The sequence below is a fragment of the Streptomyces nodosus genome, assembly GCF_008704995.1.
In the GTDB taxonomy this organism is placed as follows: domain Bacteria; phylum Actinomycetota; class Actinomycetes; order Streptomycetales; family Streptomycetaceae; genus Streptomyces; species Streptomyces nodosus.
Map to the genome: position 1 here is coordinate 7,709,711 of NZ_CP023747.1, position 23,437 is coordinate 7,733,147.

General features: G+C 67.9%; 24 protein-coding genes and 2 pseudogenes. 14 read left to right on the top strand and 12 right to left on the bottom strand.

The window, feature by feature from the left end:
• Positions 1 to 16: 16 nt before the first annotated feature.
• From CP978_RS34330 to CP978_RS34350, 5 genes are all read right to left on the bottom strand, one after another.
• Entirely contained in the window at positions 17 to 454 is a 438-nt protein-coding gene (locus tag CP978_RS34330; protein WP_043447641.1) for an Rrf2 family transcriptional regulator, read from the bottom strand.
• A 230-nt stretch (positions 455 to 684) separates the two neighbouring features.
• Positions 685 to 3,909 carry a S8 family peptidase gene (locus tag CP978_RS34335; protein WP_227745592.1) on the bottom strand — a complete coding sequence of 1,075 codons (3,225 nt, stop codon included), beginning with the start codon at positions 3,907 to 3,909 and terminating at the stop codon, positions 685 to 687.
• A 1,005-nt stretch (positions 3,910 to 4,914) separates the two neighbouring features.
• Positions 4,915 to 5,481 (bottom strand): DUF899 family protein, encoded by a 567-nt coding sequence (locus CP978_RS34340; protein ID WP_311775069.1) that lies wholly within the window; start codon positions 5,479 to 5,481, stop codon positions 4,915 to 4,917.
• 129 nt (positions 5,482 to 5,610) lie between these two features.
• Positions 5,611 to 6,054: a nuclear transport factor 2 family protein gene (locus CP978_RS34345; RefSeq protein ID WP_052454476.1), complete on the bottom strand. Its 444-nt coding sequence runs from the start codon at positions 6,052 to 6,054 to the stop codon at positions 5,611 to 5,613.
• A complete protein-coding gene (locus CP978_RS34350; protein ID WP_043447644.1) occupies positions 6,051 to 6,899 on the bottom strand; it encodes an NmrA family NAD(P)-binding protein in 849 nt (282 codons plus the stop codon). The genes CP978_RS34345 and CP978_RS34350 overlap by 4 nt, the downstream gene beginning before the upstream one ends.
• A gap of 110 nt (positions 6,900 to 7,009) precedes the next feature.
• Between CP978_RS34350 and CP978_RS34355 the strand changes: the two genes are divergently transcribed.
• On the top strand, positions 7,010 to 7,948 hold the full coding sequence (locus CP978_RS34355) for an AraC family transcriptional regulator (RefSeq protein ID WP_052454477.1): 939 nt from the start codon (positions 7,010 to 7,012) through the stop codon (positions 7,946 to 7,948).
• Between the two features lie 176 nt (positions 7,949 to 8,124).
• Here CP978_RS34355 and CP978_RS34360 read toward each other — a convergent pair whose 3' ends face one another.
• Entirely contained in the window at positions 8,125 to 8,547 is a 423-nt protein-coding gene (locus tag CP978_RS34360; RefSeq protein WP_043447646.1) for a winged helix-turn-helix transcriptional regulator, read from the bottom strand.
• 373 nt (positions 8,548 to 8,920) lie between these two features.
• On the opposite strand from CP978_RS34360, the gene CP978_RS34365 reads away from it, so the two are divergent.
• From CP978_RS34365 to CP978_RS34390, 7 genes and pseudogenes are all read left to right on the top strand, one after another.
• On the top strand, positions 8,921 to 9,127 hold the full coding sequence (locus CP978_RS34365) for a hypothetical protein (RefSeq protein ID WP_144401531.1): 207 nt from the start codon (positions 8,921 to 8,923) through the stop codon (positions 9,125 to 9,127).
• A gap of 165 nt (positions 9,128 to 9,292) precedes the next feature.
• The gene (locus CP978_RS34370) at positions 9,293 to 9,640 is read left to right on the top strand and encodes a DoxX family protein (protein WP_144401532.1); all 348 of its coding nucleotides are present in this window, start codon (positions 9,293 to 9,295) and stop codon (positions 9,638 to 9,640) included.
• A gap of 45 nt (positions 9,641 to 9,685) precedes the next feature.
• Positions 9,686 to 10,291, top strand: a complete 606-nt coding sequence (locus tag CP978_RS34375; protein ID WP_043447652.1) for a VOC family protein — start codon at positions 9,686 to 9,688, stop codon at positions 10,289 to 10,291.
• A 396-nt stretch (positions 10,292 to 10,687) separates the two neighbouring features.
• Positions 10,688 to 10,822, top strand: coding sequence for a hypothetical protein (locus CP978_RS36175; protein WP_260421141.1), 135 nt, complete (start codon positions 10,688 to 10,690; stop codon positions 10,820 to 10,822).
• A gap of 88 nt (positions 10,823 to 10,910) precedes the next feature.
• Complete coding sequence (locus tag CP978_RS34380) at positions 10,911 to 11,663, top strand: SDR family NAD(P)-dependent oxidoreductase (RefSeq protein ID WP_043447653.1); 753 nt, start codon at positions 10,911 to 10,913, stop codon at positions 11,661 to 11,663.
• 78 nt (positions 11,664 to 11,741) lie between these two features.
• Positions 11,742 to 12,385, top strand: a pseudogene (locus CP978_RS35990) (IS3 family transposase); the annotation flags it as partial.
• A 546-nt stretch (positions 12,386 to 12,931) separates the two neighbouring features.
• On the top strand, positions 12,932 to 13,783 hold the full coding sequence (locus CP978_RS34390; RefSeq protein ID WP_052454479.1) for a hypothetical protein: 852 nt from the start codon (positions 12,932 to 12,934) through the stop codon (positions 13,781 to 13,783).
• Between the two features lie 338 nt (positions 13,784 to 14,121).
• Here the strand turns inward: CP978_RS34390 and CP978_RS34395 are convergent, their stop codons facing one another.
• Positions 14,122 to 14,985, bottom strand: coding sequence for an SDR family oxidoreductase (locus CP978_RS34395; protein ID WP_043447655.1), 864 nt, complete (start codon positions 14,983 to 14,985; stop codon positions 14,122 to 14,124).
• Positions 14,982 to 15,575, bottom strand: a complete 594-nt coding sequence (locus tag CP978_RS34400) for a TetR/AcrR family transcriptional regulator (RefSeq protein WP_043447658.1) — start codon at positions 15,573 to 15,575, stop codon at positions 14,982 to 14,984. Before CP978_RS34400 ends, CP978_RS34395 begins: the two co-directional genes overlap by 4 nt.
• A gap of 99 nt (positions 15,576 to 15,674) precedes the next feature.
• Here CP978_RS34400 and CP978_RS34405 point away from each other — a divergent pair, with 99 nt between their 5' ends.
• From CP978_RS34405 to CP978_RS34430, 6 genes are all read left to right on the top strand, one after another.
• Positions 15,675 to 16,511, top strand: a complete 837-nt coding sequence (locus CP978_RS34405) for an SDR family oxidoreductase (RefSeq protein WP_043447660.1) — start codon at positions 15,675 to 15,677, stop codon at positions 16,509 to 16,511.
• Positions 16,512 to 16,620: 109 nt separating this feature from the next.
• Entirely contained in the window at positions 16,621 to 17,352 is a 732-nt protein-coding gene (locus CP978_RS34410; RefSeq protein WP_043447662.1) for an SDR family NAD(P)-dependent oxidoreductase, read from the top strand.
• A 247-nt stretch (positions 17,353 to 17,599) separates the two neighbouring features.
• Entirely contained in the window at positions 17,600 to 18,355 is a 756-nt protein-coding gene (locus tag CP978_RS34415) for an SDR family oxidoreductase (protein WP_043447665.1), read from the top strand.
• A gap of 178 nt (positions 18,356 to 18,533) precedes the next feature.
• A complete protein-coding gene (locus tag CP978_RS34420; protein WP_150478362.1) occupies positions 18,534 to 18,986 on the top strand; it encodes a VOC family protein in 453 nt (150 codons plus the stop codon).
• Positions 18,987 to 19,200: 214 nt separating this feature from the next.
• Complete coding sequence (locus CP978_RS34425; protein ID WP_227745593.1) at positions 19,201 to 19,737, top strand: sigma-70 family RNA polymerase sigma factor; 537 nt, start codon at positions 19,201 to 19,203, stop codon at positions 19,735 to 19,737.
• 238 nt (positions 19,738 to 19,975) lie between these two features.
• On the top strand, positions 19,976 to 20,419 hold the full coding sequence (locus CP978_RS34430; RefSeq protein ID WP_052454480.1) for a GlcG/HbpS family heme-binding protein: 444 nt from the start codon (positions 19,976 to 19,978) through the stop codon (positions 20,417 to 20,419).
• Positions 20,420 to 20,782: 363 nt separating this feature from the next.
• Here CP978_RS34430 and CP978_RS34435 read toward each other — a convergent pair whose 3' ends face one another.
• From CP978_RS34435 to CP978_RS34455, 4 genes and pseudogenes are all read right to left on the bottom strand, one after another.
• Positions 20,783 to 21,814, bottom strand: coding sequence for a sigma-70 family RNA polymerase sigma factor family protein (locus tag CP978_RS34435; RefSeq protein ID WP_150478363.1), 1,032 nt, complete (start codon positions 21,812 to 21,814; stop codon positions 20,783 to 20,785).
• Positions 21,815 to 22,040: 226 nt separating this feature from the next.
• Positions 22,041 to 22,190 (bottom strand): annotated as a pseudogene (locus tag CP978_RS36290) (IS630 family transposase); the annotation flags it as partial.
• A gap of 13 nt (positions 22,191 to 22,203) precedes the next feature.
• Complete coding sequence (locus tag CP978_RS35340; protein WP_043447667.1) at positions 22,204 to 22,575, bottom strand: PAS domain-containing protein; 372 nt, start codon at positions 22,573 to 22,575, stop codon at positions 22,204 to 22,206.
• Between the two features lie 149 nt (positions 22,576 to 22,724).
• Positions 22,725 to 23,435 carry a response regulator transcription factor gene (locus tag CP978_RS34455; RefSeq protein ID WP_052454482.1) on the bottom strand — a complete coding sequence of 237 codons (711 nt, stop codon included), beginning with the start codon at positions 23,433 to 23,435 and terminating at the stop codon, positions 22,725 to 22,727.
• Between the last annotated feature and the right edge of the window lie 2 nt (positions 23,436 to 23,437).

Consider the following 23,437-nt stretch of genomic DNA (forward strand, 5'->3'; position numbering starts at 1 on the left):
CTGTGGTGTCGACCGCTCAGGCGCCGCCGGCGCTGAGGGTGTCTCGCAGGACCTCTGCGAGGCTGGTGCTCGCGAGTTCGCGACGGATCGAGTCGTCGACGCGGGCGTAGACGGGTACGAGGGCGGGCCGGATGCCGCGCGCGATCGGGCACGAGTCACTTGGCTCGTTGCGGTGCATCGCGAAAGTCGCCTCAGGGCCGAGTGCCTTGTCGATGTCCCACAGGCTGATCGCCTCCGGCGACCTGGCCAGCCGCCAGCCTGCGCCGGCACCGCGCCGGGACTCGATCAGGCCGGCCTTGCTCATCTCACTCATCAGCCGACGGATCACCACGGGGTTGGTCTTCACGCTGTTCGCGATCTGATCCGAGGTCGTCAGCTCACATCCCTGACGCTCGTTGAGGGCCATCCATGCCAGTGCGTGCGTCGCGACCGTCAGCTTGCTGTTTGCGCTCACCCCTCCAATGTAATCATTTCAGTTACATATGTCGAGGTGTGGAGCACCCGAGCGAAGCAAGGCGGAGGTCCAACCGACGACCAAGGACCCGTATCCGCCGGTGAACAGCCGCGCGCAGCGGTCGGCACCGACCGTCGGCATGTGAGACGCTGCCTCACCCGAAGCGCAGTGAACGATCGCACGATCGCACCCCGGGTAAGACAGCGGCCTGCTTGCCGGAACGGGTGAGGCTATTCGGTGATGCTGTAAGCGCGTTCGATCGACTGGATCAGCGTGTTGCCGTCACGATCGGTGAGTTCGGCCCGCAGCGAGACGGTGCCCGCGTGGGACGGGTGATGCAGGGCGAGACGGGAGCCCGTCACCTTCGCGGGCTTCCAGGTCCTGCCCTCGTCGTAGGACACCCGGAAGGCCACCTTCGTGTCCTTCTTCCTCGCGGCGGCTCCCTCCACAGTGAAGGGCACGTCGAACGAGCGACCCGCTGCCGCTGTGCTGGACAGTGTCAGGCGCGGGGAGAAGCGGACGACGGACAGCGGCAGCGAGGTCCAACGGTCCTCGGCAGTACGCGCCGAACGGAAGGTCCACCGCGCGGTGACACGGGTGCTCAGCGGGAAGAGCGACGGGTCCCGGGCCACGTCCAGAGACAGCGAGTACTCACTGCTCCCGGAGGGGACCGAGTACTGGGTAGCGCCGTCGACGGGGAGGAATTCGCTGGTGATCTCCTTCCCGTCGGCCAGCAGGGTGGCCTTCGCCGAGGTGTAGTCGCTCAGCCCCCAGCTTCCGCCGCCGTCGCCGAACAACGGCAGGAACGCCCGGATGGTGTCCCCCTGCCGTTCGGCGCCGGGACTGCCCTCGCCGGACTCGGTGCCGGAGGACGGCAGCGTCGGTCCTGAGACGCCGACGTTCATCCGTACCGCGTGCCCCTCGCCGGCGTGATAGGTGGTGGCCGGGTGGTTGAGGAACGTGTCCCAGCTGGCGATTCCGTCGTCGTCCAGGACGCCCTGCCACAGACGGAAGCCCCAGGGGACGTCGTTGTCGAGGACGTAGTGGGTGCTCCGCCGCGGGGACGGCCCCCTGTCGTAGTAGCCGAAATTCGGGAAGTTCGTTCCGGGCAGTACGGGCGTAGCCGTCACCTGCAGGGTCTTGTCCGCGGAGGGTGAGCCCGCGACCACGTCCACCCGGGCGAGCCGGTTCTCGTCGACGTGATCGGTGAAGCCGTCCAGGGACGTGCCGGTGCGGTCCCAGGCCAGGTTATAGACCGTGGCCGGCTTGCCCTCGACCAGGTGCGTCCAGTCTCCCATGTAACGGGCGAACGACTCCCGCGCGGGGACCTCGGGGCCGATCTGCCCGAACTTGACATTGGTGAAGCTCGGCAGGAGGTACATGAAGGAGCCCGCCCGCTGCCCGGCAGCGCGCCCGAACGCGACCGCCACCATGGCCGAGGTGTTGACCGCCGCGGTGTCGGGCACGGTGACCTCCACCGGCCGGGCGTCCCGTGCGTCGACCGTCACCGTGGTGTCGGTGTGCAGGTCCAGCCTCGGCTGCACCAGCACATGGGCACGGTCGTCCGCGATCAGCGGGTGTATCACGCTGCTGAGCGTGTAGGAGCCCGCCGGCAGCCGAACGGTCAGCTCGCCGTCCAGCGTGTCCAGATCCTTGACCACGTCGTTGTCGAGCCCCACGACCTTGGTGAAGGAGTCGTTCGTCGGCTCACCGTGCTCGTCCAGGTACTTCAGTGTCAGGTTGTACGACTCGGCCTCGCGCACCACGCCGAACGCGGTGCGCACGCTGACGTCGTCACTCGAAGTCGCGGCTATCGAGCCCCCGTAGGAGCCGTCGGGGGCGGCCACGCTGGTGTCCGCCGTCAGCGAGGCGCTCGCCGTGCCTCCCGCGGGAACGGCGAGTTGCTGCGGCGAGACGGTGAACATTCCCGCAGGGGCGTGCTTGCCGTCCACCGTGAACGCATCGGTGGACAACTCCAGCGTGACCGGCTCGGTACCGAGGTTGCGATAGGTGATCTGCTCGGTCACCGGCTTGTCGTCGTCGTGCGGCCACTGCTGTGTGGCGAAGTCGACGGGACCACCCTCGGCCACGACGTCCTGCCTGATCGCCCGCGTCATGTCGACACGGCCGGTTCCCTGCTGGTACGAGCTGTAGGCACCCGGCTTCGCCGAGGCCGTCAGCACGTCCTTGATGCGCTCGCCGCCCCAGTCCGGGTGCTGCTGGGCCAGAATCGCGGCCGCCCCGGCGACGTGAGGGGTGGCCATCGATGTGCCGTCAAGGGTGATATAGCCCGTAACGCCCGAAGAATATGCTTGCTCGAGGTAGCTGCCCGGAGCGGCGGCGGCCGTGATGGCCACACCGGGCGCCGTCACATCCGGTTTGACGCCGCCGTCGCCGACGCGCGGGCCCCGGCTGGAGAAGTCGGCGAGCTTGTCGGACTTGTCGACCGCACCGACCGTCAGGGCGGCGTCCGCGCTGCCCGGGGAGCCGACCGTGCCCTCGCCGAAGGTGCCCTCGTTGCCTGCCGCGATGACGAAGAGCGTGTCGGAGGTCGCGGACAGCCGGTCGACCGCCTCCTCCTCCGGATCGGTGCCTGGTGTGTCAAGCCCGCCGAGGCTGAGATTGACGACATCGGCGCCCTGGTCGACAGCCCACTGCATGCCCGCGATGACCGTGGAGTCGTAGCCGTAGCCGTTGTCGTCCAGGACCTTGCCGTCCAGGATCTTCGCGGCGGGCGCGACGCCCCGGTATGTGCCGCCGGACGCGGCCCCGGTGCCCGCCGCGATCGACGCCACATGGGTACCGTGGCCGAACCTGTCGACGGAGTCGGGTGAGTCGGAGAAGTTGGCCTGTGCCGTCTCCTGGCCCTTGAGATCGGGGTGATCCTCGTCGACACCGGTGTCCAGGACGGCGATCTTCGTTCCGGACCCGTCGTATCCGGCCGCCCAGGCCGTGGGCGCGCCGATCTGTGGCACGCTCTTGTCCAGGGCCGCCTTGCGCCTGCCGTCCAGCCAGATCTTCTTCACTGCGGGCGCGGAGGCGAACCTTGCATTGCCCTTCGCGCCGCCGTCATCGGTGACGGTGTCCCAGAACGCCGTCCCGTCACTCTTGGCCATCCGTATCGCTGTGCCGTCGACGGTGGGCAGTTCGCGACCGACTGCCGTTCCCGTGTCGGCGAACGCGCTTCTGGCGACCGCCTTGTGGCCGGGGTGGGTCACGATCAGCGGCAGGTCGGAACGGTGCGCGTCGTCGTACCCGTCTGCCAGCAGCCCGGTGACGTCGAACAGGCGCGAGTCGAGGCTGCCTCGGGCCAGCAGCGAAAGCGCGTCACCGGGCACCACCTGTGTGTGGCCCTCGACCACTCGGACCGAGAAGCCCACGCTCTCGCGTCCCTCGCCACGCTCGATCCCGACCAGCGTACCGGAGCCGGTCACCAGCACTTTGTCCCCGGTCACCAGCGTCACAGACCTCGGTAAACCCCCTGCCCCGGCGTCCTTCGCCGCCTCAGCACCCGCGGCCGTTGGGCCGGGGGCTGCGGTCAGGGCCGCGACGACGGCGATCCCCGCCACCGCGACGGTGACGGACCTATGTCTTCCCCGTGGCTTCATATGTGCTCTCTCTCCTTGCTTCGGCTTCGGGTGAAGCGGACATGTCATGTCTGGTAGGGTGGTGTGCTCACCGCCCTATGACGGATGGAGCCGTCGGCCATCGGCCTCGCTCTTCCGTGTGCACAGTCGTTCCCGTCTCGGCCGTGGCAGCAGACTTCCAAGGCGCCAAGGCGTCAAGGTGAGAACGACGAGGATCAGGGCGGGTGGGCGCCATGCATAGGCTCTCCATGCTGTGTTTTGCACGACGAATCCCACCTAGCGGTGGGATCGGTACCCCCTGCACCGCACGACACGGTGTTCGCCGTGGTGTGACCGCATGATGCGGGCGAGGGCACACGCCCATCCTGGGGCGCGAATATCAGGAAGTTGTCAGGCGCGGGGTGAATCGCACAATGCACACCTGGCACTTCAAGCGGAAGACGGAACGTCTGGCAATCCGAGTCCCACTTCCCCGAGAAGGGGGCCGAGCAAGCTGCCGGAAGCGAGCGAGCAGGTGTTGACGATCCGCGACCGGCGCCGGTCACGCCCTCGTTCGCCGCACCGTCGAGAGCGCATGCCTCTGCAACTCCGTGATTGGTGTTGTGACCGGGAAAACTCATCGACTCGCAGTGCCCGCCACGGCATCTCGCCACGGTGGGCCAGGAGGTGACCAGCGACGGCGGCATGCGGACGCGGTTCGCGTTGATGAGGCGTCAGGCACCACGATCACCACGAACCGCGTCCTCGCCTTGATCACCGTCCCTGACCATCAACTCGACGCGACTCCAGAAGTCCTGCGGGTAACCCGGGTGGGCGGTTCGCAGGACACGCAGGGCCCCGACCACGCCGCCGCGACGGCTGTGGGGCGCGGGTTCACGGGCAACAGCCCGAGCCGCCCGTGCGGGATGGTGTGCCATGGAGGTTGTCGTCGTGTCCGGCGGTGATCCGTGGCCATTGGGCGGTCGGTCGTCCGTTCTTGCGGAACTGCTGGCCGCGTGTCTCGTACGGCTGTGGCCAGCCGGGTGGGGAGTCTTCCCAGGTCTCCTGCCGTCCGTGGACGGTCATGTCGAGGATGCCGTAGGAGGGTGCCATGGGTTCGACGCCTCGTCCGGTGGTCCAGTACGTCTCGAAGACGCGGTCCCCGTCGCGGAGGTAGGCCGCTTTCATGCCGAAGTGGCGGCCGGCGAGGAGCCGTTCGTGCGACTCGGCGGGCACGGAGTACCAGGGCATCTCCCAGCCCATGAAACGGCGGTAGCGGTCGGACTCCTCGAAGGGGCCCTGGCAGAAGACGGCGCAGCGATGGTGGCGGCGAGGATGACCACCGGAGTGGTCGCCCAGCCGCGCACGGCCACGTTCGCAACGCCCTTCGCGAGGCCGACGCCGTGATGATGAGAGGCGCGCGCAAGCGTGGGGGAATGGCGGCGACGGAGCGAATCCCAGCCCCGCTGCTCCCCACGAGAGTTTGAGGCCAGCGCCAGTTCAACCACTCGCCCCAGGCGGCTCAGACATTGAGCGCCTTGGTGGGAAGGCGGGTCGCCTGGGTGAGGCGGCCTCGGCACGCGCTGGCTGCTACGAGCGGCGGTCTTGCGGCCATCCCTGTGCGTCGAATACGGCGATAGGGTCCAGGTAGTCGCGCCAGTGCGTCACCTTGCGGTCCTTGATGGTCACGACGGAGACGAAGCGGTTATCGTACGGCCGTCCCGTCCTCACCGACGTGCCGTGCACTTCGTACTCCAAGACGACCACCGCGGTCTCGGGATCCCGGTGGACGTGCAGGTTGTCCGCGCTGAGCAGCTTCATGTAGTCGCTGTAGAGGTCGATGATTCCCTGGCGTCCCGCGAGCCGCCGGGGATACCCCGGCACGGTGATCACGTACTCGAAGACCACGTCCTCGGCCAGCAGGTCGTAGTAGTCCTCCCCGTCGACCAGGCCGTCCAGCCCCTTCTTGATGATGCGAAAGAACGGGCTGTTCGCCCCGACCAGGGGAGCGTTGTCGTCGACGGTCTTGCTCACTTCGCCTCCGAGGTCCAGACGTGGGCGTTGCGTTCGGCGAACCTGCGGAAGGTGGTGGCCGGCCGACCGGTGACCTTCTCGATGTCACCGGTGGGCGTGGAGCCGTTGCCGGCGACGATGGCGTCGGTGAGCCAGCGCAGCATCACCACGTAGTCGGTGGGGACGCCCGCGGCGAGCGCGCCGTTGATCCACGTCTCCTGATCGATGTCGCTGTAAGCGACGGGGCGGTCGCTCACGAGGGTAATGGTGTCCGCGATGTCCTGGAAGGTGAGGGACTGCGGGCCGGTGAGCGAGTAGGTGGCGTCGGCGTGGGTTTCGGGGTCCAGCAGCGTCTCGGCCGCGACCGCCGCGATGTCGGCAGCGTCGACGAAGGCCTCCCCGCCGCCGGCGCTCGGGCTTGTGATCACTCCGTCGATGACCGGGAGATGGTCGTCGGCGAAGTTCTGCATCACCCACGCGGGGCGCACGATCGAGTGTGTGATGCCGTGCCGGGAGGCCAGATCGGCCTCGACGGCCGCGATATCGATCCCCGCCGGCGCCTGGTCGGCGTTGTAGACACTCAGGTAGGTGACGTGGCGCACGCCGGCCGCCTCGGCGAGGTCCAGGAAGGCGCCGACCTGGTCGGCGTAGCTGACGCGCATGGTGGGTGTCACCAGATAGAGGCGGTCAACGCCGGCCAGGGCGTCCGTGTGGGTGGTCGGGTCGTCCCAGTCGAACCGGACGTCCGCTCCGCTACGCGCCGCGGTACGGGGGACGATTCCTCGCTGGGCAAGCGCGTCGGCCAGCAGCGAACCGGTCCGGCCGGTGCCGCCCAGGATGAGTGCCGTGAGTGCTTCGTTGTTCATGACTCCATACTCGAAGCTCTGAGCAAGACAATCCATGTGTGATCCACTCAGTTTTTTATGCGAAACTCTCATGCCTTGACCCTGATGCTTATGCCGGTCAAGCTGATTCCATGGATCTGCTGGCTGACCACCTGGTACGGGCGCGCGCCACCGGCGCGGTGTTCGCGCGTACGGTCGCGGAACCACCGTGGGGACTTCGGCTGGACGGTTCTATACAGTTGTCGGTGCACACGCTGGTCCGTGGCCGGGGCCACCTCTGGCTTGACACCCCCGGCAGCGCCGTGGAGCTCATACCGGGAAGCATCACGCTGGTACGCGGCGGGCCGAACCACTACATCGGGCATGAGCCGGGCGCGGAATGCCTGGAGCCGGACGAGTTCCGGACACGCCACGCGCAGAAGAGCCCCGGAGACAACCCGCAGGCCACGGTGTTCCTGTGCGGCGCCTACCAGTTCTCCGGGGATGTCGGCAGCGCATTGCTGGAGGCGCTGCCCCAGGTCATGACCCTCTCGGCGGCCGACGACGATCCCCTGCGGGACGTGATCACTTTGCTGTCCCGCGAACTGGTCCGGAACGAACTCGCCCAGCAGATCGTCCTCGATCGACTCCTGGACCTGCTTCTCGTCCTGGCCATCCGCAGCGACTTCCGCCGCAGCACGACCGCACCGCGCTGGTACCGGGCATGCGCAGACCCGCGGCTGGGCGCCGCGCTACAAGCCATGCACGAGAACGCGGCCCACCCGTGGACGGTCCCCGAACTCGCCGCGATCAGCGGTCTGTCCCGGGCCGCCTTCGCACGCGTGTTCCGGGAGGCACTCGGCCGGGCCCCCATGCAATACCTGACCGAATGGCGGATGACCATCGCCCGCGACCACCTGCGCGCCGAGGATCTCACCCTGCCCCAGATCGCCGACGCCATCGGCTACGGCTCACCCTTCGCTTTCGCCGCCGCCTTCCGTCGCTATCACGGAGAACCGCCCGGAACCTGGCGGCAGAGGGAACGATCGGCCGCAGAGACGCGACTGCTCACCACGCACCATGGCTCGTGAGCGACGCCAGGCCCTGGTTCAAGTATCTCGATCAAGATGCATCTTTGACTCTGCACCTCATGGACGGCACCCAGCTCTACTGAGTCAAAGCAGCACCCTCACCAGGGTCGTTCGCCAAGTCCAGCTTTCCTGGCGCAGATCGCCCTCACCAGGAACCAGGCACGCGAAAACCACGGCTAGGGGCCAGGAGCCCGGCGAGGTACGCCGCTGGGAATCTCTCGGGGCATGTGGCGCGATCCCCAGGAAATCAGCGGGTGAAGTGCCTCGACCAGTTCCCTGCCGCTATCGGTCGGGTGATACAGGATCCGCACCGGAGTCGTCGGGATCACCTCTCGCTCGATCAGCTTGAGCGATTCGAGTTCTTTGAGCCGCTGTGAGAGCAGCCGATCGGAGATGCCGCCAACTAGGTGTCGGTACTCGCCGAACCGCCGCGCTCCTCGCGTGCAGGCGAGGAGCACCGCCCCAGTCCACCGCCGACCCACAATGCCCAGCATCGACTGCATGGCCAGGCAGTCCTGCGCGTCAGCGTCATGCACCCGGTCATCGGTGGTCGCCTCGGCATTTCCTGCGGGGCGGGTACCTGTGGATAGCGAAGTCACTCACTCATAGTAAGTCACTATTGCTTGTCATCAGCGAGAAGTCGGAGGCACCGGCTGTGCCTGTTGGGCCGCCGAGGAGGTGTCGTTCCTCGTCAGGAATGCCGGGGCAGCGGGCCCCGTCGCCCCACTGGTGTCCGTGGACCCGGCCGAGTGGGATGAGGTGTTCGCCGACAACGTACGGGGCCCGAGCTCATGTGCCGCGCCTTTCTGTCGAGCGTGGTCAGCTGGAGGCAGGCGACGTCAACAACCTCGCACTGGTCTCGGGCAAGCGTCCGTCGGCGGGCCGGACCCCCTATGCGGCATCGACGATGGCCGTCATCCGCCTCACCCCCACGCTCCGCTCGCCCACGAGGTCGGCCCCGACGGTGTCACCGTGAACTTGCTTTCCTTCGGGCCCGTCCGCGGGACTCGCGTGGACCGCGACTTCCGGCTCAAGGTCGAGCGGGAGTTCGGCTCCCGCACGGTCATGCACCGGATGGACGCCGAGGGGGAGGTCGCCGATGCCGTCATCGCGATGCTGCACATGCCGGGGCTGCGCGCCGCCGACATCGACCTGTCGGCCGGGATGGTCACGCGATGACGCGCGGGGCAGACAGCCTGGGATCAGATGCTTACGTTTAATTAGTAACTAACCCCGTTTTGGACGGTGCCCGACCGCCGGTGAAGGCTGGAAGCACAAGGACCAGCCCGGTGCACGCCAGCGGGCCGGACCTCAAGCAAGCGGACCTGGGCCTAGGAGGCACCTGTGCATACGGCGATGATCGTCGTCTCGGCGGTATTCGCGGCCCTTCTGCTCGCCTCGGCCGGCGGCAAGCTCGCCCGCCAGGAGATGCAGATGACGACCTTGCGCAAGGTCGGCTTCCCCGAGGACAAGGCGTGGCTTCTCGGTGCCTGCGAGGTCGCGGGCGCGGGCGGCCTCGTCCTCGGCGTGTGGCGGCCGCCGCTGGCCATCGCGGCCAGCTGCGGGCTGATCCTCTACTTCCTCGGGGCGATCGCGTCGCATGTGCGCATCCGCGATTTCGCGGTCGCGCCTGCGGTCATGATGCTCGCCCTGGCCGCCGCGACCGCGGTCCTCGGCGGCTTCACCGCCTGACAGTCCCTCACGTCTCATCCCTAACCCATGAAAGGCAGACGGCAAATGGCCTCACCAACGAAGCTGGCGCACGTGGTCCTGTGGACGACACAGGTCCAGGACATGCGTGACTGGTACCTCAAGGTGCTCGATGGCCGGGTTGTCCACCAGAACCCCGCCGGCGCGTTCATCACTTACGACGATGAGCACCACCGAATCGCGGTAGCCGACCCCGTGGCCGCCGCCCGTGCCGCGCAGGAGCTGGCCGGGTCATCCGAGGGGCTGATCGGCGCCGGCGGCGCACAGGCGCCCCTCCCGGCCGACGACTGCCCGGCGGGCCTTCCCCCGCTGCGCGGGCTCGCCCACATCGCGTTCACCTTCAGTAGGCTGGATGACCTCCTCGGGAACTATGAGCGGCTCAAAGCCGAGGCAATCACGCCCACGACGAGCATCAACCACGGCACCACCACGTCGATGTACTACGCCGACCCGGACGGCAATCAGATCGAGTTGCAGATCGACAACTTCGACACCATCGAGGAGGGCACGGCCTTTATGGAGTCGCCGTCCTTCGCCGCCAACCCGGTCGGCGTCCCCTTCGATCCCGACGACATGCTCGCCCGGCTCCGCGCGGGAGGGAACGCCGACGACCTCGTACGGCCCACGTGGTGAGCGGGAAAGAGAGCCGACTGCCGGCAGACCGGACGCCAACAGACGTTTAACCAGCTCGTGGAGAGGTCGGTGGCGATGACAGACGTCGACACGGCCGGGCTCAACTGGAGTCACGCAGCTTAGTCGGCGCAGGTCCATCGCCACCACGCCCGCGCAGGTCAGGACAAGCCGAGCCGACGTCCGGAGGTGAGGAACTGATCACCGTCCTGTAAACGCTCCTCACCTTCGGAACCCACGCGCGCGGCATGCCCGTGACTTTGCGGACGGGCAGGTGCCCACTGTGGCCTGCTGCCCATCTCGAGACCTGCCCCGGTGCCGCGCGGAGGCTGCTGACGTCTTGCCTCCCCGGCAATTCAGCGCCTGCAGTCGGCGCGGATCGAAGAAGTCGCGACGGCTGTGACGATCATGATCGGGGCACCGAATCCCAGCGAACTCGCGAAGGCCATCGGCGAGCAGGACGTCATTCCCCGCCGTTGCCGCAGCCGCCATGGTGTCCCAGTCCTCACGGTGATCAAAATGCCCGCAAAGTGAGGTCCGGTGCGGCTCGATTCCGGACGGTCCTCGTCAACTGACATGCCAGGCCTGCCGCCGTAACGACGACAACGAGAAGGAACCAGATATGAGCACGCTTCTTCAGGGCAAGGTCGCCGTGATTACCGGCGGCTCGGACGGGATCGGCCTCGCGACCGCCAGGCGCTTTGTGGCAGAAGGTGCCAAGGTCGTCATCGGCGCGCGGCGCCAGGAGCGACTGGACAAGGCGACAGCTGAGCTTGGCCCCGACGTGATCGGAGTGCGACTCGACGCGGCCAGCCTCGACGATCTCGACCACCTCTTCGAGGTCGTGCGCGCAACCTACGAACGTGTGGACGTGCTCGTCGCGAACGCATCAATCGCCGAGCAGGTCTCGTTGGGCGAGCTGACCGAGGCTCACGTCGACCGGACGCTCGCGGTGAATATCAAGGGCATGGTCTTCACAGTGCAGAAGGCGCTGCCGCTTCTCGTGGCCGGGGCGTCGATCATCCTCACGTCCTCGGTGGACAACCAGGTGGGCGGCCCAGGACGCAGTATCTACTCCGCCACGAAGGCCGTGGAACGCAACCTGGTCCGAAGCTGGCTTGTCGAGCTGGCGGATCGGCGTATCAGGGTCAATGTACTTGCCCCGGGCGCGACGGCGACCAACGGCCTGCTCAATCTCGTGGGCGCACGCGACATCGACGCGATGTCCACCGCCCTCGGGCAGGGCAACCCGCGCGGATCGATCATCCAGCCCGACGAGGTCGCGAAGGCCGCGCTGTTCCTGGCATCCGACCTTGCCTCCGGAGTCAACGGTATCGAGCTGACGATCGACGGGGGCTTCGGGCAGGTCCGCTAGGCCGTTTCTTGAAGGTGCCTCGATCCCCTCGCCTTGCCTCGTGATGATCTCGGTGTGGGGCGAGGGGGCCTCCCCCCTGAGAGGGTCGCCCGGGTGATGCGGAGGTTCTCCATCCACGGCATCCGCCTGCGCAGACGTGTCCGCACCACCGTCCCGGGCCCGACGGCCTCACAGGTTCCGGACCTGTTCCAGCGGGACTTCACCGCCACCGAGCCGGGACGGAAATACATGGGCGACATCACCTATCTCCCGCCCGTGGGCGGGGAGTTTCTCTATCTCGCGACGTGCTGGACTGCTTCAGCCGCAAGGTCGTCGGCTGGTCCATCGCCGACCACATGCGCACCGACCTGGTCACCGACGCCCTGCGGATGGCGGCCGTGACGCGGGGTGGCCTGGACAGCTGGGTGTTCCACTCCGATCACGGGGCCCAGTACGGATCCCGGGCCTTCGCCGACCTCTGTGACCAGTTCGGGGTCACGAGGTCGATGGGTGCGGTCGGCACCAGCGCGGACAACGCGGCCTGCGAAGGTTTCCACGCATCCCTGAAACGCGAGACCCTCCAGGCCGCCCGGCGCTACGGCGACGCCGGCACCTGCAGAAGGACGGTCTTCGCATGGCTGGCCCGCTACAACACCCGCCGTCGGCACCCCGCCAACGGCCAGCTCAGCCCCAACGAATACGAACGCCGACACCACGCGGCTAAGCTCACGCTCGCCGCGTGATCAACGAAGCGTGTCCACCATCACGGGGGAAGGCCCGAGGAACTCACGGGATGTCGCACACACCAGTCAGGAAACCCAGCTGACCATGCTGGTCGGATTCGCATGTGCCAGACCGGGCTCGGGCCGTCCGAAGGTGGCCAGGACAGCCGTCCGTTGATCGTGTCGGGACTGGTAAGGCGCGCGGAGGGACGGGTGCGGTTCCCAGCGCGACGCCGTTGCATGACGGCGCGGAGGGAGGTGGAAGGCGTGTGGTGAGCGGAGACCGGCCGGTGTTGTGGGCTGAGGCGGTCAGGAATGCGGCCTGGTGCGCGGTAGTGCTTCGCCATCACGTGGACCGCTTTGGAGTTGGTCGTCGGGAAGCCCAAGGTGGCCGCCGCCACGGCGACTGACAAGGCGCTTCCAGAACTTCAAATTCCCGTACAACCAACCCCACCGGTGAGGAATCTGATCACATGAGTCAAACAGACTCCACGATCATTGGGCCTGCGCTGCGACGGACTGCGAAGAACGATCGGCGCCCGGCCCCTTTCTCCACCTGGGGAACGCATGCGTATACGAGCCAATGCGGCCGCCTTCTCCGGCGCCCTGGCCCGCACCGCCCAACTGCCGCTTGTCCTGGTCCTGTTCGCCGCAGCGGGCTGGACCGTCACCGGCTGCGACCCGGTGACGGAGGCCCGCGCTCGTCAGGTCGCCGACGCATGGGACGGCTCCGAGGCCGCCCGGGCTTGGCGGAAGGGCTACCACCCGATCGGAGAGGCTGTCGAGCTGCCCGAGGGTGCATTCCGTAATGTATCGGACAAGCGGGCCTACGGGGCCCGGAACTTTACTCTGCGCGGCCAACTCCCCGCCGCGTCGGGAAAGAACGGCCGGGTCAAGTGGGAGAGCGGGGGCTCGCTCACACTGCCGCTGATGGAGGCGCGGCAGGCGTATGAGGCAGTGGCCCGTGGCAGCAACAACGGACCGCACTTGACCGTGACCGGGGCGAAGTTGGGTGAGATGACCCTGTCGACCAGCCGCGGCCCGGCGACCGTCCCGGCCTGGCTTTTCACCCTGGACGGCTACGACACGCCGCTCAAGCTGGCCGCCGTCCGTCCCTCGAAGCCTCTCACGCCGCCGGTCAAGCCGGTCGCAGAGGGGCTCAGCGACATGCAGCAGGTCAGGATCGCGAGGGACGGCCGGTCCGTCACGGTGCTCGCCGGCCACGGAGCCTGCGACGACGGTCCTGTCGTGGACGTGCTGGAGACGAGCGAGAGCGTGGTGCTGTCCGCTTCCGTCGTCGGGACGAAGGAGGGCCCCTGCACCGCAGACCTGCTGCTGGAGAGGGTGACGGTGAAGCTGAGTCGGCCACTCGGTGACCGTGTCCTCCTGGACGCGGTCACCGGTCGGCCGGTGCCGTAGGGACGGTCGCAGGGGGACTCATCGATCAATGCGGCAACCCATCGGGCCGCACATGCGGCCTTCGGCCTCAAGAAAGCAACGGCCAGCGCTATGAGCTGCCGAGCGATGACGCGTGGGCAGTGACGACTGCGGAGCGCGGGGGTGCGTGACCCCGACGGCCGCGAGAACGGCCGCTGCGTCGCCTACCGGACGCCGGTGCGGACCCCGATGTGTGGGAAAGCCGGTGATCAGTGGGAGCCTCGGCGCCTTCGGGCCGCTCCAGCAGCCAGTATCCCAACGCCAACCCCGCCCGCACACGGCTCACTTCATGTGCATCGACCCACCCGGCATCCCCGGGATCAGGCCGGACCGGAAGACCTGACGGAGTCCTGTTGGGCGGTGATGTCGACGGCCGCTGCAGAGTCGTGCTGTCTGGTGACGTCCGCGAGACGATTGGCGAGGGCCTGGTGGACGTACCGGAACGAGTCGCTGCCGAGCACGACTCGTAGCGGAGCCGGTTCGGTCTCGGTGGCGGCGATGATCGCGGCTACGACCTTGGCGGGATCGCCGGGCGAGGGGCGCGTACTTCCCGACAGCCCGCGCACCATGGCGGCGGGGGTGTCGTCGTAGGCGGCCAACGGCTTGCTGAAGACGGCGTTGCGGCGAAAGCCCGTTGCTGTTCCGCCGGGCTCGATGATGCTGACGCCGATCCCGAACGGGGCGACCTCGGCTGCGAGGGCTTCCATGAACCCTTCGACGCCGAACTTGCCTGCGCTGTAGAGAGCGCCGCCGGGGTTGGCTGACTGGCCGCCGTACGTGGAGATCTGCACGATGCGCCCGCCGCCGTTGGCCCGAAGGTGAGGCAATACGCTCCGGGCCACGGCGATGGAGCCGGTGAGGTTGGTCGCGAGGTGGTGGGCGATCTGCTCGTCGGTGAACTCCTCGGCCGCGCCGAACATCCCGTAGCCGGCGTTGTTGACGGCGACGTCGATGTTGCCCAGTGCTGCCGCTGCACGGTCGATGGTGTCCTTGACGGCAGCGGTGTCGGTCACGTCGAGCGTCGCCGGCCAGAACGCGTCCCCGTACCTGGCCGCGATCTCCTCGAGGGCGGCGGTGTTGCGGCCCGTGCCGGCGACTCGGTCACCGCCTTCGAGCAGCCGTGTTGCCATCTGCCGGCCCAAGCCGCTGGTGACGCCGGTGATGAACCACGACCGACCGCTCATGACGTCGCCTCCGCCGGTTCGCCGGCCTGGGCGGTGAGCGCCTCGGTCAGCGCTGCCACAGCGGTGACGACCGAGTGACGGTGGGTGGCGATGCGTTGATCGTCGGGTTCACCGAGCGGGTTCCGGATCCGGGGGGCGGTGGCGTTCCAGGCCAGCGCGGCGCCCAGCGCGATCATCATCAGGTCCGTGGCCACGGTGAGTTCGACGCCGTAGCTCGTGGCGATCTCGGTGGCTTTCGCGATGTGGGATTCGATCTCGGCCTCCGACGCCTCGGGGAACTCGAGCGCACGCCACTGGCTCAGCCGCTGGAGTCCCGGATCGGCCACGAGCGCGTCGAACAGTGCCCCGGCATAGCCCGGCAGGTCGTCGGCGGTGATGGGTGCTACGTCGGCGAGGATGCGCAGCCGATCAGCCATCACCGCGTCGAACAGGGCCTCCTTGGAGCCGAAGTAGGCGTAGATCGCCTGCTTGTTCGCCGAGGCGGCCGTCGCGATGCGATCGACCCTGGCGCCGGCGAGCCCGAGCCGCACGAACTCGTCGTAGGCGGCGTCCAGGAGCCGGGCCCTGGTAGCAGCGGAGTCATAAGCCATGTCCCGAGTGTAAACCAACCGTCTGGTTGACACCCGTACGGCTCGGGCGTAGCTTTCCGACCCGCAACCAAAACAACTAGTTGGATTTGGAGTGTGGGCATGCCATCGAAGACCTGGTTCATCACGGGTGCATCCGCGGGAATCGGCCGCATCGTCACGGAGCAGCTGCTCGAGCGGGGCGACCGCGTCGCGGCCACCGCCCGCCGACCCGAGGTGCTGTCCGACCTCGCCGACCGGCACGGCGATCGGCTGTGGACCGCCTCCCTCGACGTCACCGACACCAAGGCGCTGGGTGACGTGGTCGAGCGCGCGTTCGCCGACCTCGGCGAGATCGAGGTCGTCTACTCCAACGCCGGGCGGGGATCCGTCGGCGCCGCGGAGGAGATGACTGCCGAGGCGATCGAGGAGCAGATCGCGCTCAACATGACCGCTCCCATCCACCTGCTGCGTGCCGTGCTGCCGCACTTCCGCGCCCAGCGAGGCGGACGGTTCATCCAGATGTCGACCATGGGCGCACACATCTCGACACCCGGCGCCAGCATGTACCACGCTTCGAAGTGGGGCGTGGAGGGCTTCCTCGAGTCCGTGATCGCCGAGGTGGCGCCCTTCGGTGTCGGCATCACCATGGTGGAGCCGGGCATCATCCGCACCACCTTCGGCGCCAACCTCAGCATCTCGCCGGGGATGCCCGAGTACGCCGACGGCCCGGCCGGTCAGATCCGCAAGTACCTCGAAACTGTCGGCAATGTCACCGCCGAGGCGCCCGGCGATCCTCGGAAGGTCGCCGCGGCGATCATCGCCTCAGCCGACTCGACCCCGGCGCCGCGCCGTCTGGCCCTCGGCAGCGACGCCTACAACGCCATGCGCACCGCGCTGGCCAGTCGCATCGCCGAGCTCGACGCCGGCAAGGAGACCGCCGCCTCCACCGACTTCTGACATCACCCAGCTCGTCAGCCACTGGGCCGTCGATGTCATCACCGGCCCCTGTCCGGCCCGCCCGAAACCGGGCCGGCATGCCTCACCGACACCACGAAAGAAGCACACCGTGTCCAAGATCATCGCCATCTTCGGTGCCGGCTCCGGCCTCGGCACCGCCCTTGCCCGCCGCTTCGGCAAGGAGGACTTCAGCATCGCCCTGGTCGCTCGGAACGCCGAGCGGCTCCAGGCCATGGCCGAGGAGCTGGCCGCCGAGGGCATCGACGCCGCAGCCTTCCCCGCCGACCTGTCGAACCCGGCCAACGCTGCCGGGGTCGTGCAGGCCATCAAGGACCGCTACGGCCGTATCGACGTCGTGTCCTACCAGCCTCTACCCGGCGGCACCGCCTTCGTCCCCGCCGCCGAGCTCGACGCCGAACGCCTCAGCCACTGGGTGAATCTGCTCCTCCTCACCCCCGTCGAGATCGCCCACGCCGTCCTGCCCGAGATGACCGCTCGAGGCACCGGAGGGTTCATGGTCACCGGCGGATTCACCGCCGCCGACCCCCAGCCCTTCATCAGCGGCATCGGCCCGGCCATGGCCGCCATCCGCAACTTCATCTACTCGCTCCACGGCGAGATCGCCGACTCCGGTGTCTACGCCGGCGTCGTCACCCTGTCGGCGCTCATCAAGAACAGCGAGTCGTACAACGCCATCTCACCCGAGCAGCTCGCCGAGATCACCGGCGGCACCACCGGCATGCACGTCATCGACCCCGCCGACCTCGCCGAGACCTACTGGAGGCTCTACACGGACCGCACCCAGATCGAGTACCGCTTCCCCACACCGGCTGTGAACTAGGGCCTCTTGTCCTGGATCACGCCGGGCTCGCGGGGTCTTGCACCGCACCTCACAGCATTGTCGTCGGTTGTCAGGGCCTCCGCCCTGCCGCCCTCCCCCGCCTTGCGTACCTCCCCCCCCACTGCCTGAGAGGCGTGAGAGGCACCCCCGGCACCAGACCCTGCTCCCTGATCCGGCCTGGTCCAGACGAAAGACCGACCCTGTCCGACCGATCAGCAGCCCGTCCGAAGAGACACCGGAGAAAGAAATGACTGACCTCACCGGCAAGACTGCCCTGGTCACGGGCTCCGCCCGAGGCATCGGCAAGGCCATCGCGCTGCGCTACGCGAAACTCGGCGCCAACATCGTGATCAACTACTCGTCCGACACCGCAAACGGCGAGCAGGCGCTGAAGGAGGTCCACGAGCACGGAGGACAGGCCATCGCAGTCCAGGCCGACATCTCCGAGGCCGCAGACGTCGACCGTCTCTTCGCCGAGGCCGAAGAGCGCTTCGGTTCTGCAGACATCGTCGTCGCCAATGCCGGCCTTGAACTTCTCGGTGTCCCGATCACCGACCTCACCGACGAGCAGATCGACAACATGGTCAACGTCAACGCCCGAGGCGCACTCCTGACGATGCACCGGGCTGCCAAGAACATCTCCGACAACGGGCGGATCGTGTACATCGCCTCCACCGCCATCGCCAACCCCGTACCGGGAGCGGGCCTCTACACCGCGACGAAGGCCCCCGGCCGCTATTTCGCTGAAGTCCTCGCCAGGGAGACGTCCGACCGTGGCATCACGGTCAACATCATCCAGCCGGGGCCGATCGACGACGCCGGAGTCTTCATCGACTCCATCCCCGCCGACTCCCCATTCCGCAGCCTCCAGGCCGCCGGCCGCATCGGAGACCGTATCGGCACTCCCAAGGATGTCGCCGACGCCGCCGAATACCTTGTCAGCGACCTCGCCGCCTGGGTCAGCGGCACCACCATCGGCGTCACCGGCGGATTGCCCCAGTAACGACAGTCACCTTTGAAGCGACAGAGCGACGGGACCACCCGCGCCAGATGTCTCCCTTCGCGGCGCGCCGGCTGACTCCGGCGCGCCGCCCCGCACGGCCGATGAACCTCCCACCTGGTCGCGGGAATGAAACGGTGCCTGCGCCTGTCTGCTTGCCGAACTGGACAAGGGAGGACCCATGGAGATCCGAGAGCTCGGGCACGTCGTGCTCTTCGTCAAGAAGCTGGACCGTTCTGTGCACTTCTACCGGGACGTGCTTGGCTTCCGAGCCATCGAGTCGCCGAAGCATCTGCGTGGCCTCGTACAGGCGTTCTCGTCGGGGCGCACCCATCACGAGATGCTGCTCATCGAGGTCGGCGAGAACGCCCCTCACCCCGGTAACGGCCACCGCGCCGGGCTCTACCACATCGGCTTCAAAATCGGTGACACCGACGAGGAGTTGGCCGCCGCCATCAAGGCACTCGCCGACGCCGGGATCCCGGTGCAGGGCGCGAGCGATCACACCGTCACGCACAGCATCTATCTCTATGACCCCGACGGCAACGAGATCGAGCTGTACATCGATGTGCCCGGCACCGACTGGAATGACGCCGACCAGGTCCTTGCGCGGACTCGCCCGCTCCGTCTGTGACGCGTTGTCGGAGGGCGGGTCTGCGCCGCTGTTCTTGCGACATCGCGAACCCGCCGCCGTCCGCCCGCATCACGCCCGCCGGGATGGAATAAAGCCCGTGCCGCACCGGTCCTGTTCGTCTGTGAGTTTCGTCTGTGAGTTTCGTCGTGCGATGAGGATGAATGCGATGGGCAAAGCGATGGCACGGTCTGATGAGGAGTGGGCAGAGGAGGCAGTGGGGTACACGTCGACGCTGTTCTCCGCTGCCTACCGGATGACCCACAACTCCGCGGACGCGGAGGACCTGGTGCAGGAGACCTTTTTCAGGGCGCACAAGAACTGTGAGAGCTTCCGCGGCACTCACTTGCGGGCTTGGCTCAGCCGCATCCTTACGAACACCTTCATCAACGCCTACAACGCCCGCAAACTGCGTCCCGAGGTGATGGGCCTGGAGGGGTACGACCGTCCTGCCGACCCGACCGGCATCGGACGTGATCCTGCCGAGGCCGCCCTCGATCGGCTACCCGACGATGTACTCAGAACGGCCCTGACCTCCCTGCCCGCCCCCTTCCTGCGCACCGTCCTGCTCGCGGACGTCGAAGGCTACTCGTACAAGGAGATCGCTCGGATCACCGATGTTCCCATCGGGACCGTGATGAGCCGGCTGAGCCGCGGCCGCCAGGCCCTCCGCACCTATCTCACGGACCACGCCACCGAGCCGTCGGCGCCCGATCCGGCCTCCGTGCCCGTCTCGACCGCCACCACCGGCTGACAGCTGCGCCGGGACGGGGCGACGCGCTGTCCCGCCCGATCCTCCTCTCTCCTGCAGCCGACCCGCCCGGGCAGGGGCGAGGTGGGAATACCGATCCGCTTCTGCCTGTCCACGCGGCACGGGCCTCATCGGAACGCCACAGGCAACCCGGCGACCGGCGAGACCTGGCCCCGGACGGTGCGGTCACGAAAGCTTCTGACCGAGCACCGTGCACAACGAGATGAAAGTGGATCCCACCATGCTGAGTTTCGATATCGCGCAGCGGATCGCGCACACCGTGCTAGAGGAGGGACGACGCCGGGGGACCGCCCCGCTGACCGTCGCCGTGCTGGACGCCGGCGGGCACCAGGTCGTCCTCTACCGGCAGGACGGCGCCGGGATCGTGCGTCCACAGATCGCCGTGGGCAAGGCATGGGGCTCACTCGGCCTGGGCTTCAGCTCGCGGGGCATCGCCGAGGCAGCGAAGCGTTTCCCCGGCTTCTTCGACGCGCTCGCGGTCGCCTCTGACGGCCGGATGTTCCCGGCCCCCGGGGGCGTGCTGCTGCGAGACGGAAGCGGTGTGATCGTCGGCGCCGTGGGCGTCAGCGGCGACAGCTCGGACGTGGACGAGGCGTGCGCCGTCATCGCCGCCCGCGAGGCAGGGCTCGTCCCGGAACCGGCCGTGCCGACGGCGTCTGCGTGACCCTCGGTGCTGGCGGTACCCGCCAAGAACGGGCCCCGCCAGCACGGCCGTTCCTCAAGCCGCCCCGCGCCCCTGCCTCTCTGGATTCCGGACATGTGCGCCGGCCGGGAGGCTCAGGCGCCGCTGGTCACATCTCGCACGCCGTGCCGACCACAGTACTGTGGCGCCCTCGAAGCGGCTGGGCTCACCGCCGGGGAAGCATCGCATCGTACTAGGCCATCAGCCGGTTCCTGCCTGACCAGCTACTCATACCGCGTACGCCGGCACTGCAGCTGCGACAGGGACCTGGCGGCACTTCCCCTGTGCGGGGGGGCGAAACGCCCATCCCCGCACAGGGGCCGACAGCGCGGTGGGAACGCCGAGTCAGTGCTCGATCGCCCTGCGGGCCATCGTCATGAGGGTCTCGTCGTCCACGAGGGTGCCGTCCCAGACTGCGGTCAGCCGGGTGATCCGGCCCTGGGCATCGAGTTCGAGGGTGTGAAGACCGCGTGGAACGGGCCCCGCGGCGGCCCACTCGTAGCCGCCGCCGCGGGCGCTGCCCACGACGTGCCGCACCCTGGTGCCCTTGCCTGTGTAGGGCAGGACGTCGGAGGCGGTGGTGAGGTAGGCGCCGATGCTGCGGGGGCCCAGGATCTGGAGGTGCGCGGTCATGTCCTCGAATACGGCGTCCGAGGCGAACAGCGCCGCCGCGCGCTCGCCCTCACCCGCCCGCAGGGCTGCCGAGAGTTGCTCGGAGACCTTCCGGATCACCGGCGATGCGGTCTCGCCGACCGTGGACTCCATCCAGTCCGTCGGGAACTGGTCGGCCGGCAGGCGTTCCGCGTCGAGGTTGTCGGTCCCGAAGTGGCGGCCGTCCCAGTAGTCGACCCAGCGTGCGATCTTGCCGCGCTGGAAGTTGACGACACCGGCGGCACGCATCTCCGACGGGCCGAACAGCCCCGTCGTGTTGGTGAAGAACACGACGGCGCTGGTGGCGTCCCCCAGGATCCGGACCGGGGAGGACGTGCCGTCCTTCGGCCACCGGGGCATGTACTGGGCGAACAGGTCATGGATGGCCTGCCAGCCGTAGAAGGGCCAGCCGAGGATCGCGTCGAGATAGTTGGCGTTCTGCTTCGAGAAGAACGTGCTGATGCCCTCGTAGTCCTTGGCGCTCTTGGTGCGGAAGTACGCGCTGAAGATCCGCGCGGCCTCGTCGGTGGCGTGCGAAGTGTCGATCACGGTGTGGACCCCGGGCACCTGCCGCACGGTGCCGCCGCCCGCCGGGCCCCGGTCGTCGGCGTGAGCAGCGCCCGCGGGGAGCAGGGCGGCAGCCGCGACCGCGCCGCCGCCGACGGCGACGCCTCTCAGGATCCCGCGCCGCGAAACAGCGCCCGCCGTCTTGCCTTTGTCATTCATCTCCGGCTCTTTCTGCTGTGGGTGAGGAGCCGTCGCAGCCGGGATCGAGATCCGTTCAGAAAGGTTCAACTGTGCGCCTCCTCGGTGGGTGTCCCTCCGACAGGGAGGCGGCGGGACTTATTCCCCGGCGCAGGGCCCGCCGCCGCGGCCGCCTGCCGGCGCTGTTCGACCTCAGGCACTAGCAGAGGGTGCGCGCCCGGGCGGTGCACTCGGTGCCGCCACCGACCTCCGGGCGGTGGTCCCTGCGCAGGTAGCGGCAGAACTCCAGGAACCTGGTGCGGTTATTCTTGGGTTTGACGTGGCCGCAAAGCTAGTCTCGGGCCAGGTCGTAGGCCGCGAACAGGTGCCGGACCCCATGCGGGCGGGTGTAGGTCGCGCCCGCCACCACGTCACCACCGAGCCGGTGCCTCTGCGGACGATCGGCAGCAGTCGCCGACCCTCATCTCATCATCGAACTCACGAACCCGCACACGGTCGGCCACCACCCGGTCCTCGTACGAGGACCGGGTGGTGCGGCCCGTCGTGCGGAAGTCGACCACGGGTTCGCCGGTGTCCAGCACCCGCTGCATCACGGTCTCCACCTCGGCGCCGTTCACCTCGGGCAGCACCTCGGACGGCCGCCGACCGAGGTGCCTGACCTCGGGCACGCCGTTGATCGTCTCCAGGGCGGTGTTGACATGCAGATAGCGCAGTTCGCTGTCGAAGGCGGACACTCCGATCGGCGAGTGGCGGGACAACCCGTCCAGGACGGCGTGGGGCACCGGCGTCCTCAACACCGCGGAAACGTCCACAGGGACTGTGTTTCTCCTGGTCAACGGCCTGATCGCGGAGAGTGCAGCGGGGGTGCGGTGTGTGGGGGGCCTGGGCCGGCTTGATCGCGACGCCGACCGGCGCACCTGACTCCGCCGCTTCAGGCGTGCTTCGGCGGGCCGCCGAAGCCGACGTCGCGGGCCCGCACCGCGGCAGCGGTGCGGTCGTGGACCTCCAGCTTGGTGAAGATCCGCGAGACGTAGTTGCGGACGGTCTTCTCGGCCAAGAAGAGCCTGCGCGCGATCTGTTGGTTTCCCATGCCCCCGGCGAGCAGCTCCAGGATCTCCAGTTCCCGACTGGTCAGATCTGCGAGCTCGGCGCACTCCGGAATGCTCTGCATGGTGTTGAAATACCTGCTGAATCTGGCGGCTACCGCGGTACTGAATGCCGCTCCACCTGTGGCCACGATGCGAATGGAGTGGAGCAGTTCCTCGGGTGAACCGATGCGTGTGAGATAGCCGTTGACGCCGGCGCGTAATGCGGCGATTATCACGTCGTCGTCATCGTTCTGGGACACCACCAGGGTTCTGGGCCGGCGCGCGGTGCGGCCGTACGTGGTCTTGATCCGGTGGACGTCCGCGCAGATCGCACGCTTCGAAGGCGGCTCGCCGAGGATGATGACGTGCGGTTGTTCCGCCGCGTCGGCGGAAGACCGGGCCTGATCACTGTCGAACGGCTGGTCGACGAGCGTCACTTCGTCGTCCTTGTCGACAATGGCCTCGAGTCCGGCGAGGGCCACCGGATCGTCACCGAGAATCATCAGGTTGATCTTGCCGTTCGGGTCGCTCGCGGAATCGAATTGCGACGCCACTG

Bases quoted from the DNA above. Each gene is read 5' to 3' on its own strand.
- CP978_RS34350 (WP_043447644.1), bottom strand. From the start codon at position 6,899: ATGAACAACGAAGCACTCACGGCACTCATCCTGGGCGGCACCGGCCGG.
- CP978_RS34355 (WP_052454477.1), top strand. From the start codon at position 7,010: ATGGATCTGCTGGCTGACCACCTGGTACGGGCGCGCGCCACCGGCGCG.
- CP978_RS34375 (WP_043447652.1), top strand. From the start codon at position 9,686: ATGGCCTCACCAACGAAGCTGGCGCACGTGGTCCTGTGGACGACACAG.
- CP978_RS34380 (WP_043447653.1), top strand. From the start codon at position 10,911: ATGAGCACGCTTCTTCAGGGCAAGGTCGCCGTGATTACCGGCGGCTCG.
- CP978_RS34390 (WP_052454479.1), top strand. From the start codon at position 12,932: ATGCGTATACGAGCCAATGCGGCCGCCTTCTCCGGCGCCCTGGCCCGC.
- CP978_RS34395 (WP_043447655.1), bottom strand. From the start codon at position 14,985: ATGAGCGGTCGGTCGTGGTTCATCACCGGCGTCACCAGCGGCTTGGGC.
- CP978_RS34400 (WP_043447658.1), bottom strand. From the start codon at position 15,575: ATGGCTTATGACTCCGCTGCTACCAGGGCCCGGCTCCTGGACGCCGCC.
- CP978_RS34405 (WP_043447660.1), top strand. From the start codon at position 15,675: ATGCCATCGAAGACCTGGTTCATCACGGGTGCATCCGCGGGAATCGGC.
- CP978_RS34415 (WP_043447665.1), top strand. From the start codon at position 17,600: ATGACTGACCTCACCGGCAAGACTGCCCTGGTCACGGGCTCCGCCCGA.
- CP978_RS34420 (WP_150478362.1), top strand. From the start codon at position 18,534: ATGGAGATCCGAGAGCTCGGGCACGTCGTGCTCTTCGTCAAGAAGCTG.
- CP978_RS34430 (WP_052454480.1), top strand. From the start codon at position 19,976: ATGCTGAGTTTCGATATCGCGCAGCGGATCGCGCACACCGTGCTAGAG.
- CP978_RS34435 (WP_150478363.1), bottom strand. From the start codon at position 21,814: ATGAATGACAAAGGCAAGACGGCGGGCGCTGTTTCGCGGCGCGGGATC.